Source organism: Gilliamella sp. ESL0405, from assembly GCF_019469205.1.
Taxonomy (GTDB): Bacteria; Pseudomonadota; Gammaproteobacteria; order Enterobacterales; family Orbaceae; genus Gilliamella.
This window is the reverse complement of sequence record NZ_CP048265.1, coordinates 1,167,361-1,184,095: the sequence shown is the minus strand read 5'-3', so window position 1 is coordinate 1,184,095 and position 16,735 is coordinate 1,167,361. Positions and strand designations below refer to the sequence as shown.

Here is a 16,735-nt window from a genome sequence, read left to right as displayed (position 1 = left end):
AACTAATAAATAAACCCACCAAAACATAAATAGTGACAATAAAAAAAAACCTACTCCATTTAAATAAATCATTTAATTAACTCCATTAATTATTGTTTTTCAAAATTATAACACTAATTAATTTTTAAAAACCATACACGCAAATCTTGATTCAATTATGTCATAACTATCATAATAGAAATTAATATGGCAGATAACGAATATAAAATAGAAAATGGGGGGCTACTAAAGGATGAAGGAAGAAATTATGAAAATAGATTGACTGTTTTATTGAAACCTTATCAATTACAACAATTGTTTTATTAATTTCCTCATTTCATTTCTTTGAGTCAGCAATATTTTTTGTCGTTCTTTTGCTCTGCCCTATTGATACAATATCTAAGGATCCTTAATCTAAATGAACATTTTATACAGATATAGCTATACCTTCTTTTAGCTAACACCATAGTCCAAAAAATTTTTGTATAGTCCTTATTATTAGAATCACAAGTTTCAAAATATACATAGATTATAAATAAAGTAATACATGCACTAATGAGAAGCAAAATCGATATATATGGTAAACTATCTTGATTGGAAAAATAATCATATATAATTTTATATACTCTGAAACTCAAAAAATCTTCGGTGTTATTTCTCTTACCCGTTATTTATGCTAAGCCCTAACAAAGATTTGTAGTGATTATCACGGTGGCATGCTATTTTTTATTATCTTTTCTATACAATTGCGAATATTAACAATATAATTATTTTGAATAAATTTATCTACAAATGGAATGAAGATGAAAGAGATTTCCCAATTAGTACTTTTGCTCTGTTTTGCGTCGTCTTATGCTTATGCGCATCATGATAACAAGCAAACAACTATAACTTCTCAAAACCCGATCACGCCTGAATCCACAACCTGCATCTTTTCACACAAGAAAGAAAATATTGAAATTTGCACACGTCTAGCCAATAGTGGTGATGCCGTTGCTCAAAATACCTTAGGAGAAATCTTCTACAATATTGAATATTCTTATAAATTTGGCAATCATACTAAAGCCCGATTACTATTCGAAAAAGCCGCAGCGCAAGGGCTTGCCAAAGCCCAATATAATTTAGGTTCCATGTATCGTGACGAATTTAACAATTTTCCTGTTGCCTTAAAATGGTTTGAAAAAGCCGCTGCACAAGGTAATGCAGATGCGCAAAATAGTATTGGCTATATATACGAAAATGCATCGGGCGGTAAACCACCACGCCTATATACGTTTGATGAAAAAGGTAAAAGCACCGATCGCAATTTAGCTAAAATCAAAGCGCAATTTGCCAAATTTGATAAAAGTATACCTGTCAATTATTTCAGCCGTACTGTTTACCCACTCAGTGAGTACGGGCAAGGAGTAGAGCCCGATATACAAAAAGCGTTCGAGTGGTACCAAAAAGCGGCAAACCAAGGGCACGCATTGGCACAAGCTAATTTAGCCTATTTTTATCTATTAGGGATTGTGGTTGAGAAAGATGAAAAAAAAGCTTTTGAACTGTATGAACAAGCGGCAAATCAGCAGTTGCCTGCTGCAATAAAATCATTAGCATTTATGCATATGCAAGGGCTGGGTGGCAACAAGGTGGATGTAAATAAAGCTATTGCACTGCTTGAACAAGCCTATCAGTTAACCCCTGATGAAAGTTTATGGCGGATGATTTATACACAAATGTATCTACGTTATAAATACCTAACCAAATTAGAAGAAAATTCTGACAGATACCCTTTTCCTTACAACACAAAAAGTGATGAAGATTACATCTTTGCAAGTTTATTTTTTCTGAATGACTATTACAATTTAAATATGAATATGGGATCACACATACTCACTTTTTCACAACCACGCAGAAAAACCTTAGATGTTTGGCTAGGTAAAAGTCACGATGAACTATCAACCTTAAAAGAGCGTTATCTTATAAAAAAAGCGATTCAAGGCTATTATAACACCATGACTTTATTAAGTTATTACTATAAAGACGAAGTAAAAGATATCCAAAAGGCAATGCTATGGCGTCAATATGCTATTCAAATGGGACAATCTGATCACCCTGACTTTTGGCTAGACTATCCCATTGATGAGGATGATAAAACCCAATAATGTATAGTCATTTAGCACAATTTATTGGTTAATAAAAACAGATAAGTTAAATAAATTGATTGAAAACCCAAAAAATTGTAATGCGTCAACTAACTTTCGGTTTGTATTCAATTGTTTAGTTTATTGACAAATGGAATAAAGATGAAAAAAATCCCTCACCTTATATTTTGGCTCTGTTTTGCTACGTTTTCGGTGTCAGCAAAAGGTAATAATAAACAGCCTTCTGCACCACCACCTAATGTTATCAAGTCTGACGCTTCAACTTGCCTACATTCACGTGATGCGGACAATCTTAAAATCTGCACAGCACTTGCTGACGGTGGTGATGCTATTGCACAAAATACGCTGGGCGAAATTTTTTATGGCGATAATTTGCTGTATCAAAAAGGCGACCACACTAAAGCCAGGCTACTGTTTGAAAAGGCCGCTGCGCAAGGGCTTGCCAAAGCCCAATATAATTTAGGTGCCATGTATCGTGATGAATTAAATAATTTTCCGATTGCCTTAAGCTGGTTTGAAAAAGCCGCTGCACAAGGCGATCTTGATGCGCAAAACAGCATTGGCTATATTTATGAAAACGCATCGGGCGGTAAACCGCCACGCCTCTATATTTTTGATGAGCAGGGTAAAAATATCGACCCTGAACTGCCCAATATTGAAGCACAATTTGCACGGTTTGATAAAATGAGCTTACCGCTTGAAGATTATCCTCGTAGTGTTTATCCGCTCAGTGAATACGGTCAAGGAGTCGAGCCTGATATACAAAAAGCAATTGAATGGTACCAAAAAGCCGCCAGCCAAGGGCATGCTTTGGCACAGACCAACTTAGCCTATTTTTACTTGTTGGGGATTGGGGTTGACAAAGACGAACAAAAAGCCTTTACACTTTATCAACAAGCCGCCAATCAGCAGTTGCCTGCCGCAATAAAAACTTTAGGCTTCTTGTATATGCAAGGGCTGGGGACTGAAGTCGATGAATATAAAGCCTTTACCCTGTTTGAACAGGCTTATCAGTTACAACCCGATGATAACCTGATAGAATTAATCAGAATATACTTTGGCAATACGTATCACTTTCATACACAATTAAAACGTCAAAATATCAAATATCGCTCTCCATATCATTCTCATACCGAAGTGAGTGATGAAGATTTTATTTATGACCGGTTTCATTTTTTGAATGCCTCTTATAATTTAGATTTCTCCAAAGGATCGCAAATACTCATTTTTTCAAAATGGCCACGCAATACCAAGGATATATTATTGGGCAATACCATTGGGGAGCGTTCGGAATTAAAAGAGCGCATTTACATCAAAGAAGCTATCCAAGGCTATCCTAAAACACTATCTTGGTTAAGCTATTATTATAAAGGCGAAGAGCGAGATATTATTCGGGCGCAGTTATGGCGAAAATATGCCTTAAAAATGGGGGCGTCTAATCATCCTTCTGAATGGCCAAACTATCCCCCGATTTTAGCTGACGAATTTGCACGGCGACGGTTTCCACGGATGGTCGATTAATCATATCGGCGGTTTATCATCCAACCATTTTAAAATAAACTGTTCGGTTTTAAACATAATGGTGTGATGCTGATCTTGTTGTTGATTGGCATCTTGATTGGTTGATTCCTCTTTTTTAGGTTGAGAATTAGCCTGTTGACTAGGAAACTGGCTTTCATCAAAAAAACCTTTTAATTCTTCAACATTTTTAAATCCCAAAATTTGCTCAAAGGCATTATTGAACTTATATTTATCGCGTTTTTTTCCAAGTACCGAAAATTTAAGAAACACTTCAATATCGTTATCTTTTATTAAATCAAAAATTAAATTTAAATCAGCATCAAGATATCATTAATATTTATAGTCAAAATGTATTTTTTAAAAATACGACACTTTGTAATAAAGATAAAAATGAAAAAAATGCATTTGGATGTGAAGTTAACAATACTCAATTATCGTTATGTTATGATTATATTAATTCTAAGTTATTCTATAGGCTTGGTAGCCAGTCAAAATTAGAATTGCAATTAGTAAAAATAATCGATGATAAAGATAAGGAAAAATCTGTAATAACCTTTACCAATATAGACACTGATTATTTAGTGGATACAAATCCAGGAAAAGAAGGTCTTAAAATAAAAAGAAAAGAGATGCACCTTAAGAAGTTTGAATGTAATCCGAATACTATTGAACCAATGATTTTGAATAGTTTCAATTAAATAAGTTACTTCAAATGATAATCAATTAAGATTTGAATAGTATTGAATTTTAGATGTTCAAGTGAATCAGATTTTAAGGTACTTTTTAGTTCTGAAAACCAGTATTACTTGATAAAATCGAAAAACGTGTTTCATCAGCATGAGCGAAACGAATAGATAAATAGAAAATTAATTGTCAGTAGAACGCTTAAGAATGAACGAGAAATATTTGAAAAAGGTATATATGCGACAGAGATTTATTAGGAGAAAAAGTATGCTTCGTAATTCGACCCTGTAAAGAAATTTTTGTATTTGCCTATATTAGAACTACTCTAACGAGAAAAAAATAGGTAGATATAAATGGACGAAAAAAGACTAAGAAAAATGGCCGCAGAGCGCACCAAAGGCATGACCACAAGGGAAATTACCAACACATTCAAAGAGATGTATGATGTTGATATCTCTCCGACTCTGATTTCTAAAGTGACAGATTCAGTAAAAGAGCAAGTGGTCGAATGGCAAAATCGTCCGCTTGAGAATCGGTATCCAATTATTTATTTGGCTGCATTGTGGTCAAAGTGAAACAAGATGGAAGTATCATCAATAAATCTGTTTTTCTTGCTCTAGCCATAAATTTGAAAGGTAAAAAAGGAACGCCTTGGCTTAAGGATGACAAAAAATGAAAGTGCCAAATTCTGGTTGTCAGTACTCAGAGAGCTTAAAAATCGAGGTGTCGAAGATATCTTAATTGCTTGTGTGGATAGATTAAAGGGAATTGCTGATGCGATTAATGCATTGTATCCAGATACTAAAATTCAACTCTGTATCATCCATATGGTACGCAATAGTCTAAAATTGGTGAGTTGGAAAGATTACAAAGAACTAACCAAAGATTTAAAGATGATTTATTAGGCTTCAACCGAAGAACAGGCATTACAGGCACTCGCTCATTTTGAGGAGATTTGGGATGATAAGTACCTGTATATTGGTCAATCCTGGCGCAGACATTGGGAAAATCTCAGCACCTTCTTTGTTTATCCTCAGGATATTCGCAAAGCGATTTATACCACCAATGCGATAGAGTCTTTAAATAGTGTTATCCGCCATGCTATCAAGAAAAGAAAGGTATTCCCGACCGATGACTCAGTTAAAAAGGTCATCTATTTAGCGATACAACAAGCTTCTAAAAAATGGACAATGCCAATTCAAAACTGGAAGAGTGCGATGAATCGATTAATTATAGAATTTGGTGACAGAATGACTCGTCACCTCTTACTGGCAAATACACAAAATTTAGGATAGGGTCTTTGAGTGTCATTATGATAGTAGTCTTGGTAAAAATATATGCAACTAATTTACAACAAACATTTTGGTCTTAGCTTTATTGTTAATAACTTCATCATATAATAATCAATTTGATCTACTTATGGTGGAAAGGCGTTACAGACAAACAATCCTCTTAATCAACCAATACTAACAACAATGCACCGACACTAACTAAACTATCAAAAGACGGTAAAGCCTGGTTTATTCACCTCGTCGCAATGGTGGATTATTTTTCTTAAGCGGGAATTGTGACTTATCATATCTATCATGATGGGAAGATAGAAAACATAAACAAAAACAGTTGCAAAATATATCGAAACCACGTAAATTATTAGTTATATTTCGATAATATTATTCTTTGTTTTAAACACTTAGGACAGACATAGCATCAAGGATAGTTTGCTAATCGTTTTTACACACTTAATATCAAGTGTGCTTTTCCCATGCTTCCCTTATTGTTGGTTCCTATATTGTTAAAATAACTGAAAGGAACACACATGGCGAAGGACCCGACCAACTTTATTTTAAACGACCCCGTCAAACAGGTACAGCAATTTGGTAAACAGTTACTCAATGGACTCCATGGAATAACAGGCTTAGCTGTCAGTCATAATCGTTATACCTTAACGGTTGACGGGTTAAATGCACCTGTTTCAGTATTAAAGGTTAATGGTGAAGAGCAGTTAAACCAGCCGTGGCAATACACAATAGAGTTTACCTGTACTGATAAACAACTATCGATTGAAACCCTGCTGAATCAAAAAGCTTCGTTCTGCTTTAACCCGTTTAGCGGCAATTTGCTGAATACAGCGATACGCTCCTTAACGGACTTACCGACAATAGGACAAGCTCGCACCCTTTATGGGGTAATTACTGCATTTAGTCTGCTGTCGGTCAGCCGGGATGAAGCGCATTATCGGGTGGTGTTATCGCCAAGATTAGCCCGACTGTCACTGAGCCGTAACAGCGCTATCTTTCAAAACCAAAGTGTCATTAGTGTGGTTGAAGCGGTGTTACGCAGCCATGAATTTACCGGTGTTGATTACCGTTTAGAATTAAAAGCGGCCTATCCGGAAAGAGAATTTATCACCCAATGGCAGGAGAGTGATTTAGCCTTTATTCAGCGACTGTTAGCCGATATCGGTGTCTGGTTTCGTTTTGAAACGCATGCCGAGCATCATTGTGATGTCATTGTTATCAGTGATGATGAACAAGGTTATCATCAGGCGGCCGATATTGAGTACAAACAGCCGAGCGGTATGACCGATGACGGCGTTGAAAGCGTATGGGATATCCGGTTAGACAGTCAGGTGGTCGAGTCCTCAGTCAGGGTGCAGGATTATAACTACCGGGATGCCAAAGCCAGTTTACTCAGTGATGTCAACAGTCAACCGAAAGAGACCACCACCTACGGGACAGATTACCGCTATGCTGAGCACTATAAAGGCTTAAATGCAAATGGCGTAAAAACCGCGCAGGGTGATGATGAAAGCCAAGCAAGTGACAATGATGACAGCGCTGATGAAAAAGATAATAGCCGCCATATTGAAAGCGGGCAATGGTATGCACGTATTCGTCATGAACGTGCAATCAGTGAAAAAATCATCATCAGCGGCGCCAGCAACCACTACAATCTGGCACCGGGGCAACGGGTTCACATAAAAGGCAGCCCGCTGGCTGATATCGATGACGGCGTGATTATTTTAAGTGTGGAAGGACAAGGTAACCGCACCGATGCTTATGAGCTGCGCTTTACGGCGATACCGTATCAAGCCTTCAAACCTTACCGGCCAAAACCGATAGCCTGGCCGACAGTCGGCGGAACATTACCGGCACGGGTCACCAGTCCGGATAATGACACCTACGGTTATATCGATACGCAAGGACGCTATCGGGTCAAATTCAACTTTGACTTAAAAAACTGGAAAAACGGTGAAGAGAGCCTGTGGGTCAGATTAGCCAAACCGTATGCCGGCAACACCTATGGCTTTCACTTTCCGTTAATTGACGGCACAGAAGTGGCGATAGCCTTTACCGACAGCAACCCCGACAGACCGTATATTGCCCATGCCATGCACGACAGTGCCCACCCTGACCATGTCACCACGATAAACAAACATCGTAATGTGATACGCACCCCGGCCAATAATAAATTGCGCATGGATGACAAACGGGGGCAGGAGCATATCAAACTGGCAACCGAATACGGTAAAACGCAACTCAATCTGGGTCACTTAGTAGACCAAAACAAAACACCACGGGGTGAAGGGTTTGAACTTCGCACGGATGACTGGGGTGCCATTGCAGCTGAAAAGGGCTTATACCTGACCAGCCAAACCGAGCCAAAAGCGCAAGGCAAACAACTGGATATGCAAGGCGCGATTACCCAGCTGGAAAATGCCTTATCGATAGCCAAATCACTCCAGCAAGCAGCTCAACAATCGGAAGCCCACGATGCCGATACCGACAGTCAGGACCAGCTCAAGGCCAACTTAACTGAACTGGCGCAAAGTGGCATCTTAGCTTATGCGCAAGAAGGCATTGCATTAACCAGTCCGGAAAACATTCAGCTATCAACCGGTAACAGCGTGAGTATCACGGCGGAAAACCAAACCGACATCACGGCATTAAAAAACATCACGGTATCATCGGGAGAAGCAATAGGGTTATTTGCCCACAAATCGGGGATGAAGGTTTTTGCCAATCAAGGGGATATCAACCTGCAAGCCCAAAATGCCAACCTGAATATGGCCGCAAAACAAGATATCCACATTGACAGTGTTGACGGCAAACTGACCATTACCGCCAGCAAAGAGCTAACCTTAATCTGTGGCGGCTCGTATATCAAAATCAGCAGTAAAGGCATAGAGCTGGGCACACCAGATAACGTTAAGCTTAAATGTAATGTGATGCAGAAGATGGGACCCACATCATTATTTCCGACAACAATTGAGTTACCATTAAGTATGGTAGAATTTGCCGAATCGTTACCATGCCAGTTAAATCTGAAAATTAGTGATATTCCAGGTAGTAATGGAATTCATTATAGCAATTCACAATGGCGAATTGTCACGGCTAATTGTGTTGAAGATGCTTTAATGACTGATGAAGTTATTTATGAAGGTAAAACAACACAGACTGGCGAATTACAAATCTCATCGGAAGAATCGAAAGATATCGTTGCGCAGTATAACAAGCATCCAGGCCGTTTATGGATTGTGAATAATAATATTGCTTATCAATTACAGATGTCGACATTAGGGGATGTTGATAATTCAACAAAAAATATTAAAGCAGCGCAAGCAATGGGATACAAAGCCAATTTATTAAAAGAGCAGAAAAGTTTCTTAAATGCGGTTGAAAGTAACTCACAAATTGAAAAGAATCAATTGATCAAATCAATAAGAAAATGATGGTATGCTAATGATGGAACATAATAAAACACATATCTTGTTTGATGAAAAAGGCGAGGAAAACTATACCTCGACAGTAACTGAGGATATTTGGTTATATGATATCAATAAATATGGTAATAGAGATAATTTTGCGGAACCTACACATAAAAATAGTGTAAAAGCTTATGTACAAAGTTATGACTATTTTCAGGATTTAATTGCTGATATTCGTAGTGCTGAAAGAGAAATCTATATCACTGGCTGGCAGGTAAACTGGGATGCAATGCTAACACCAAATATACGTTTAGTTGATTTAATACTTGAAGTGGTGCAGAAAAATAAAAAATTGGAAATATTTGTTTTACCTTGGAAATCGCAGTCAATCGCCGTCGATACCAATGATCAAGATACTAGAAACGTATTAAGAAACTACATAAATGAATATATTCAGCGAGAAGCAATTTTTGTCAGATTACATAGTTCAAAAAATGATGAGCCATTCTACAGTATTGCAACGCAAATGTTTTTCTCTCATCATCAAAAGTGTATTATTATTGATAGAAAAAAAGCATACGTAGGTGGAATAGACTTAGCTTATGGTCGTTATAGCCATGGTTATGATATCGATCCGAATGCAGACAATAGACAAGTCTTGAATCGTTATAATCCTTGTGTTGCATTGATGGGCGATGACAGAAAAGAAATAAGTCTATCATTCAGACCTAGAGATCGTTCAACGCTTAGCTATGATAAACTTAGCCAAACACAAATATTTGATAAAAAATATTTTGAAAAAACCAAAACAACATTAGCCGACAATCAACCAATTATGCCATGGCAAGATATTCACGTTAAGATTGAAGGTAAAGCGGTATTCGATTTAACATTAAATTTTGTATTACGTTGGAGGCAAGCTGGCACTAACGGTGAGCAAAAAAATGACAATGTATCTGATTATTGTATAAATAAATCACTATCATTACCCACACAGCAAGAATATGATGAAATGGTAGATAAAGGTAATGTTAGTGTACAGATATTAAGAAGTGCGCCTCTTTCTATGCGTGCTAAGGAAACAATGTCGGTACTAATGGGTAGCGATATAGACCTATATAATGGGATTGAAGGTCTTAACAAGCTGGCACCGAATGTTCGGCATAAAACTAACTTCACATTGCAGCCACAATCTGATATTTATCAGGTGATGCTAAAATTAATAAAAAAAGCCAAACGCTATATTTATTTGGAAAATCAATTTTTTATCTCTGATTATGGTAGTCCGTCTGATGTTTCATTAAATGATCAATTATCCGAGGCTGCACAAATAGAGTTGCCACTTAAACCGTGGGCGACAAGAGTGTTATCGGCAACGGCTAATGATTTGCCTGAAAATAAAATTGTTCAAGCTTTAAGCGATAAAATTGCCAGTGTCATTTTTGCTTTTAAACCCGAACCATTTCATGTCTACATAACCTTACCTGTACACCCAGAAGGATTATTAAATGTGGGCTCTACTATGGCGACCATCCATCAAACCATGCAAACAATCGTATTTGGTAGCGATAGTTTGCTTAACCGCATTCGCAAACATTTATGGGTTTATCAACAACTGGTTAAAGATGAAGTACCACGAAAAAACTGGCAAAAATTGCGACCAACCTATTACGATAAAATGGGCGAGGAATACAAAACAATAGAGTTAGAAGAGTGTGATAAATATGTTACCTTACTTAATCTGCGCAGTTGGGCTCAGTTAGATGATCGCACACTTACTGAACAAATCTATGTTCATAGCAAATTAACCATTGTGGATGATCTGTATGTATTAGTCGGCAGTGCCAATATTAATGACCGCAGCTTATTAGGTGGGCGGGATTCAGAGCTTGCGGCATTAATTGTAGATAATGATTCACAAACCATTAATTGTCCTGAACGTGGCATACCTATACCGGTTAGAAAATTTGCCTATGAATTACGAACCAAAATTTGGCAAGGTTTATATGGTCAAGGGTTAGAGCAAGCGATTAACGTCCCTGAACTTGCCAGTAGTGTTACTGCAATCCGCTCCCGAGCTAAAAGTAATACTGATATTTTTGAATCGGTTTTCCCATTTATACCGAGGAATTATTTAAGTGAAGAAGTTATTAACGGCACGAAACGTGAAGTTATATTTGCCTCAATTTGGCCTGTTTTGGATTATGAAGAATTAGACAAACAAAATAATGAAAAATATAAAGATAAAAAGTTAGTAAAAGAAGAAATTAATAAATATTATGGATCATATGGAGACATTCATATAGTGATTGTTGAAGATGAGGAAACATTAGTAAAAAAAATCTTTACGAAGAAATATTTTACAGAAGAATTATTAATGCCTTTTAATGATATTTTTTGGCAAAATTATGCCATCAATCAACCTGACACATTACAAAACATTCAAGGCCATATCACATTAGTGCCCATCCATTGGACAGAAGATGAAAATAACGCGATTGCTTATCATATTCGGTTATTAACTTAAGGATTTCCTATCATGAAAAAATTTTTTTTATTAGTCAGTCTTACTTGTTTTAGTTATCTAGCCCAAGCAGTTGAACTCACCTATAAAACCGAGTGTATTGGTTCCTATACCTTAGATTTACCCGATAATCTTGAAGTGGCACTTTACCCGACAAATAAGTACCTTAAACCTAAATCTCGTTTTCCTGTCTATTTTCAAGATGGTAAATGGGCAATATTATCTGCTTTTAATTATAATCGAAATAATTTATCGATTACTGCAAAATGGAACGATGAAGAATTAAAAAATGCAAAACAACAAATAACTATAGAAAATCAGATTGTTAAAACTAATAATTCTAATGATATGGTGGAATTGTGGAATGAAAATAATAATTTGGGTTTTTATGCAAAAGAGGGAGCATCTGTAACTTTTATTAAAAATAATACAATATATTCATTTTTTACAACTAATCGCTACCAAGGCGAAAAAAAAGATTTTGAATTTTATAAGCAGAACGCCCAAGCAATTATTAATGGTTTTTCTACCCGTGAACTGTTTGAGGTGCCACAAATTGCTGGTAAATGTATCCCTTTTGGCTTTGTCGCCGGGAATGATGCCTCCATACCCCTTATTTTAACCGTCTCTTTTCGGTTAAAAGAGCACCCTGATATCGTTATTTCGTTTACTGAAAATACACGCTCATTTACTAATCTCTTGCGCTATGATGCCAAAGAGGAAATCAATCTATTTTGGAATAGTAATTACGATATAAGTAATCGAAATATAAAAAACATTAAATTACTAGGCTTTCCTATAAAGTATCGGGATATTAAAATGGATGGACGTAATGGCTTAGCGGGTTTTGTTGAAATACGTTATAAAGATAAATCGCCGTCCGACTATGGTTATTACGGCGTAGTGTCTTACTATTCCCGAAACACGCCAAACAGCAAAACCAACCACCCATGGTTACAGCTATCTGTTATTGGCAAACAGAGCGAAGCAAAAGGAAAAATCCCCCTAACAGAAGATGAAATCTACCAAATGGCAAAAACCATTGAAGCATCAATAAAGCGTCGAGCAACAGAACAATAATGGCATTACAAGCAATTAATAATATGAGGCCTAAGGCAAATAAAGGAAAAAACAAAATGAAAAAGATGATTTTTTTATTTGGTGTTTTAAGCCTTAATACAACTCTGGCGGTAGAACTCACCTATAAAACCGAGTGTATTGGCTCATATACCTTAGATTTACCTGACAATCTTGAGGTAGCACTTTATCCGACAAATAAATACCTTAAACCAAAATCCCGTTTCCCTATCTATTTTCAAGATGGTAAATGGACCATTTTATCAGCTTTTAATTATAACCAAAATAATTTATCAATTACTGCAAAATGGAACGATGAAGAGTTAAAAAAAGCAAAGCATCAAATAGCTATAGAGAATAGTAATGTTAAAAACAGCAATTTCAATGATATGGTAGAAATATGGGAAAAAGATAATAATTTGGGGTTTTATACAAAAAATGGAGCTCGTGTAACTTTTATAGACAAAAATAGAATTTATTCTTTTTTTACAAATGATTATCGCCAAGCGGAAGAAAAAAATTTTGATTTTTATAAAGATAACGTCGAAGCAATTATTAACGGTTTTTCGCCTCGTGAACTGTTTGAAGTACCGCCTACCGCAGGAAAATGTATTCCATTTGGCTTTGTCGCTGGTGATAATTCCAACATACCCCTTATTTTAACCGTCTCTTTTCGGTTAAAAGAGCACCCTGATATCGTTATTTCGTTTACCGAAAATACAAGTCCTTTTACCAATCTCTTGCGCTATGATGCCAAAGAAGAAATCAATCTATTTTGGAACAGTAATTACGATATAAGTAATCGAAATATTAAAAATATTAAATTACTAGGCTTCCCCATAAAGTATCGGGATATCAAAATGGATGGGCGGAATGGCTTAGCGGGTTTTGTTGAAATACGTTATAAAGATAAATCACCGTCCGACTATGGTTATTATGCTGTAGTTGAACCTTATCAAACTAAAAAAGAGGGTCATAATCCATGGTTACAACTTCTAGTAGTTGGGAAACAAAAAGAATCAAAAGGGAAAACACCTTTAACTAAAGATGAAATCTACCAAATAGCGAAAACCATTGAAGCGTCAATAAAACTTAGAGAGACAGAACAATAGCTAGTAATTAACGTAAGCAATAACATGGAATATAAGGTAAAAAAAAGGGAGAAAATGAGATGAAAAAGACGCTTCTTTTAATCGGTCTATTAAGCCTAAGCGTAAATACCCTCGCACTCAAACTCACTTTTTATATTATGAGGCCTAGTCTCTAGGAAAATACCATAATGGACAATAAAAAAATCAATATTTAATAGATAACTCATCATTTCATTGTATTTTTTTATTGATAGGTTATATCGTTGCTACGCAAATAACTATAATGTCTTATAAGTTAGCAAAAGGTATTATAGTTAAAATTTATTGTGATCTAATTAATATTCGATGAGATTTTCAAACAATTTTTACTAAATATTTCAGCGGAAAATTTATCAAAAAACACTGGATTTGAATTCATATTCCCTGAAATAGATAGTAAGATTGAATAGAATTATTAAGCAGTGAAAGGGATCCCAAAAATCACGAGTATGCCTAAAATTATCCTTAAAAGGAGAATGTTTCCTGCTATCTGATATAAGCTGGCTTTTTACTAAAAAATTGCTAGTAAACAAAAAAACGGAATTTAACTATGCCCTATGCCAAATATGACGGAACAGATAAAATCTATAATGATAAAGAAGAGTTATTAAAGGAAACCGGTATTAGTATTCCTGATCCCATACTCCCTCCTAAAAAACTGGTTAAACTAACCGGTACTTTGACTGATTTTAAAGGTATGTTTTGTCAAGCTCCACTCTGTGATGGTGCTTATATGAGTAAAGAAGAAAGAAAAAAACGACAAGCAAAAATGCGCAGCGGAGCAGCGTTGGCAACGGTAGCAGGTAATACCACCGTAGCACTGGCAGCGCTTGGTCATGGTGATGATATTCATCGGAGTAACTATTTTGATGGGCAATATATTACAGCTAAATTAAATAATAATCTTATATTAAGAGGTTGGCTCGGTTTCTATCAATTTAAAGAAGGAGATGAGGTCGAAGTTGTGGCCGAAAAGCATGCTGACCATTATGAAGTATACGCAATGTTAAAACCCAGCGAACAAATAATCTCTATCATTCCTCCTTGTACAGGAGGGAGAAAGCAATCTTTAAAGGGTGAACTCTTACTCTATTTCATTGTATACATATTATTTACTCTTTGTATGGTTTATTTTTTTAGTTCGTTCACATTAGATAATCTGTTTCCGGCATTTACTGGTCTCGGAATATTATTTATCCCGGCAATTTTTATTACCTATAAAAGAGATATTGCAACTTATATAACACTGGCTGAGCGGATATTTACAACTTTTGGGTGGCAAAATGTTAAAAATATCGATTTAGTTTCAATGAGTAAACAGCAAGTCAAAAAACGAATTGAAGAAGGTAAATATTCCACTGAATATAATTGCAATTCAAATGATTATTATGAAAGACCTCCAAAATCAGGCGCTGGTTGGTATTTTTTCTATTACAATCCCGAAATTGTATGTAAAAAAACACCTAAAAAGCCGTCTAAAAAAATGGTAAAAGCTAAAAGAAAAAAATAGTTTTCTGAAAACGTATAGATTTAAAACATTTTTGTTACAACATAGATAAACGGAATTTAACTATGCCCTATGCCAAATATGATGGAACAGATAAAACCTATAAAGATAAAGAAGAGTTATTAAAAAAAACGGGTATTAGTATTTCTGATCCTATACTCCCTCCTAAAAAACTGGTTAAACTAACCAGTACTTTGACTGAATTCAAAGGAATATTTTGTTATGCACCATTGTTTGATGGTGCTTATATGAGCAAAGAAGAAAGAAAAAAACAATTAGTAAAAATACGTAAAGGAGCAGTGCTGGCAACCATAGCGGGTAATGGAACAACAGCTTTGGCAGCACTTAATAACGGTGACAAAATTTATAATAGCAACTATTTTAAAGCTCAGCATATTACAGCTAAATTGAATAATAATATCTGTTTGAAAGGTTGGCTTGGTTTTTATCAATTTAAAGAAGGGGATGAGGTCGAAGTTATAGCTGCTGACCATTATGAAGTATACGCAATGTTACTACCCAGCGAACAAATTATCTGACCCTATCCTAAATTTTGTGTATTTGCCAGTAAGAGGTGACGAGTCATTCTGTCACCAAATTCTATAATTAATCGATTCATCGCACTCTTCCAGTTTTGAATTGGCATTGTCCATTTTTTAGAAGCTTGTTGTATCGCTAAATAGATGACCTTTTTAACTGAGTCATCGGTCGGGAATACCTTTCTTTTCTTAATAGCATGACGAATAACACTATTTAAAGACTCTATTGCATTAGTGGTATAAATCGCTTTGCGAATATCCTGAGGATAAACAAAGAAGGGGCTGAGATTTTCCCAATGTCTGCGCCAGGATTGACCAATATACGGGTACTTATCATCCCAAATCTCCTCAAAATGAGCGAGTGCCTGCTCTTTTACTGAATCTGTCACTTTAGAAATCAGCGTTGGAGAGATATCAACATCATACATCTCTTTAAATGTGTTAGTAATTTTCCTTGTTGTCATACCTTTGGCATATAAAAAGAGAATTTGATGATTAATTTATCGATGCGTGTTTGATGCTTTTTAACTAGCTAAGGTTCAAAACTGCTTTCTCTATCTCGTAGAATGGCAAGCTCTAATTCACCATCATCAGTTATAACCGTTTTTTTACTACAACCGTTACGAGTATTGCTACCTGGTTTTTTCTGATGTTTTTCATGACTTAGATGCTGTGCCATTTCTTCATTTAACGCCGTTTCAATCACCAGTTTATTCATAAAGCCCGTTAATTGACCTAAATCTTCCAGAGTTTTTATGCCATTGGCGAGCGCTGCGGCCATTTCTCTTAGTTTTTTTCGTTCATTTTATATCTATCTATTTTTTCCCATTAGAGTAGTTCAAATATAGGCAAATACAAAAATTTATTTACAGGGTCTAAAAAATATTTAAAGATAGATTTTATATACGTCGATTATTCT

The 16,735-nt window shown here is 35.8% G+C and carries 9 protein-coding genes and 2 pseudogenes; 9 read left to right on the top strand and 2 right to left on the bottom strand.

Annotated features, from left to right (window positions below):
- Positions 1-782: 782 nt before the first annotated feature.
- Together GYM74_RS05245 and GYM74_RS05240 are read left to right on the top strand one after the other, a co-directional pair.
- Positions 783-2,126: a tetratricopeptide repeat protein gene (locus GYM74_RS05245; protein WP_220219434.1), complete on the top strand. Its 1,344-nt coding sequence runs from the start codon at positions 783-785 to the stop codon at positions 2,124-2,126.
- 141 nt (positions 2,127-2,267) lie between these two features.
- The gene (locus GYM74_RS05240) at positions 2,268-3,647 is read left to right on the top strand and encodes a tetratricopeptide repeat protein (protein WP_220219433.1); all 1,380 of its coding nucleotides are present in this window, start codon (positions 2,268-2,270) and stop codon (positions 3,645-3,647) included.
- Here GYM74_RS05240 and GYM74_RS05235 read toward each other — a convergent pair whose 3' ends face one another.
- The gene (locus tag GYM74_RS05235; protein WP_220219432.1) at positions 3,648-3,917 is read right to left on the bottom strand and encodes a hypothetical protein; all 270 of its coding nucleotides are present in this window, start codon (positions 3,915-3,917) and stop codon (positions 3,648-3,650) included. It lies immediately after the preceding gene.
- Between the two features lie 767 nt (positions 3,918-4,684).
- Here GYM74_RS05235 and GYM74_RS05230 point away from each other — a divergent pair.
- From GYM74_RS05230 to GYM74_RS05200, 7 genes and pseudogenes are all read left to right on the top strand, one after another.
- Positions 4,685-5,626: pseudogene (locus tag GYM74_RS05230) on the top strand (IS256 family transposase).
- A gap of 521 nt (positions 5,627-6,147) precedes the next feature.
- Complete coding sequence (locus tag GYM74_RS05225) at positions 6,148-9,063, top strand: type VI secretion system Vgr family protein (protein ID WP_220219431.1); 2,916 nt, start codon at positions 6,148-6,150, stop codon at positions 9,061-9,063.
- Between the two features lie 10 nt (positions 9,064-9,073).
- On the top strand, positions 9,074-11,566 hold the full coding sequence (locus GYM74_RS05220; RefSeq protein WP_220219430.1) for a hypothetical protein: 2,493 nt from the start codon (positions 9,074-9,076) through the stop codon (positions 11,564-11,566).
- A 12-nt stretch (positions 11,567-11,578) separates the two neighbouring features.
- Entirely contained in the window at positions 11,579-12,643 is a 1,065-nt protein-coding gene (locus GYM74_RS05215; RefSeq protein WP_220219429.1) for a T6SS immunity protein Tli4 family protein, read from the top strand.
- Positions 12,643-13,752 carry a T6SS immunity protein Tli4 family protein gene (locus tag GYM74_RS05210; protein ID WP_220219428.1) on the top strand — a complete coding sequence of 370 codons (1,110 nt, stop codon included), beginning with the start codon at positions 12,643-12,645 and terminating at the stop codon, positions 13,750-13,752. The genes GYM74_RS05215 and GYM74_RS05210 overlap by 1 nt, the downstream gene beginning before the upstream one ends.
- Positions 13,753-14,320: 568 nt before the next feature.
- Complete coding sequence (locus GYM74_RS05205; protein WP_220219427.1) at positions 14,321-15,280, top strand: putative type VI secretion system effector; 960 nt, start codon at positions 14,321-14,323, stop codon at positions 15,278-15,280.
- A gap of 62 nt (positions 15,281-15,342) precedes the next feature.
- A complete protein-coding gene (locus tag GYM74_RS05200; RefSeq protein WP_220219426.1) occupies positions 15,343-15,816 on the top strand; it encodes a hypothetical protein in 474 nt (157 codons plus the stop codon).
- A 2-nt stretch (positions 15,817-15,818) separates the two neighbouring features.
- Here GYM74_RS05200 and GYM74_RS05195 read toward each other — a convergent pair.
- Positions 15,819-16,597: pseudogene (locus GYM74_RS05195) on the bottom strand (transposase).
- Positions 16,598-16,735: the final 138 nt, after the last annotated feature.

What these genes read in the sequence shown, in the direction of transcription:
- GYM74_RS05245 (WP_220219434.1), top strand. Translation starts at nt 783, where the DNA reads ATGAAAGAGATTTCCCAATTAGTACTTTTGCTCTGTTTTGCGTCGTCT.
- GYM74_RS05240 (WP_220219433.1), top strand. Translation starts at nt 2,268, where the DNA reads ATGAAAAAAATCCCTCACCTTATATTTTGGCTCTGTTTTGCTACGTTT.
- GYM74_RS05225 (WP_220219431.1), top strand. Translation starts at nt 6,148, where the DNA reads ATGGCGAAGGACCCGACCAACTTTATTTTAAACGACCCCGTCAAACAG.
- GYM74_RS05220 (WP_220219430.1), top strand. Translation starts at nt 9,074, where the DNA reads ATGATGGAACATAATAAAACACATATCTTGTTTGATGAAAAAGGCGAG.
- GYM74_RS05215 (WP_220219429.1), top strand. Translation starts at nt 11,579, where the DNA reads ATGAAAAAATTTTTTTTATTAGTCAGTCTTACTTGTTTTAGTTATCTA.
- GYM74_RS05210 (WP_220219428.1), top strand. Translation starts at nt 12,643, where the DNA reads ATGGCATTACAAGCAATTAATAATATGAGGCCTAAGGCAAATAAAGGA.
- GYM74_RS05205 (WP_220219427.1), top strand. Translation starts at nt 14,321, where the DNA reads ATGCCCTATGCCAAATATGACGGAACAGATAAAATCTATAATGATAAA.
- GYM74_RS05200 (WP_220219426.1), top strand. Translation starts at nt 15,343, where the DNA reads ATGCCCTATGCCAAATATGATGGAACAGATAAAACCTATAAAGATAAA.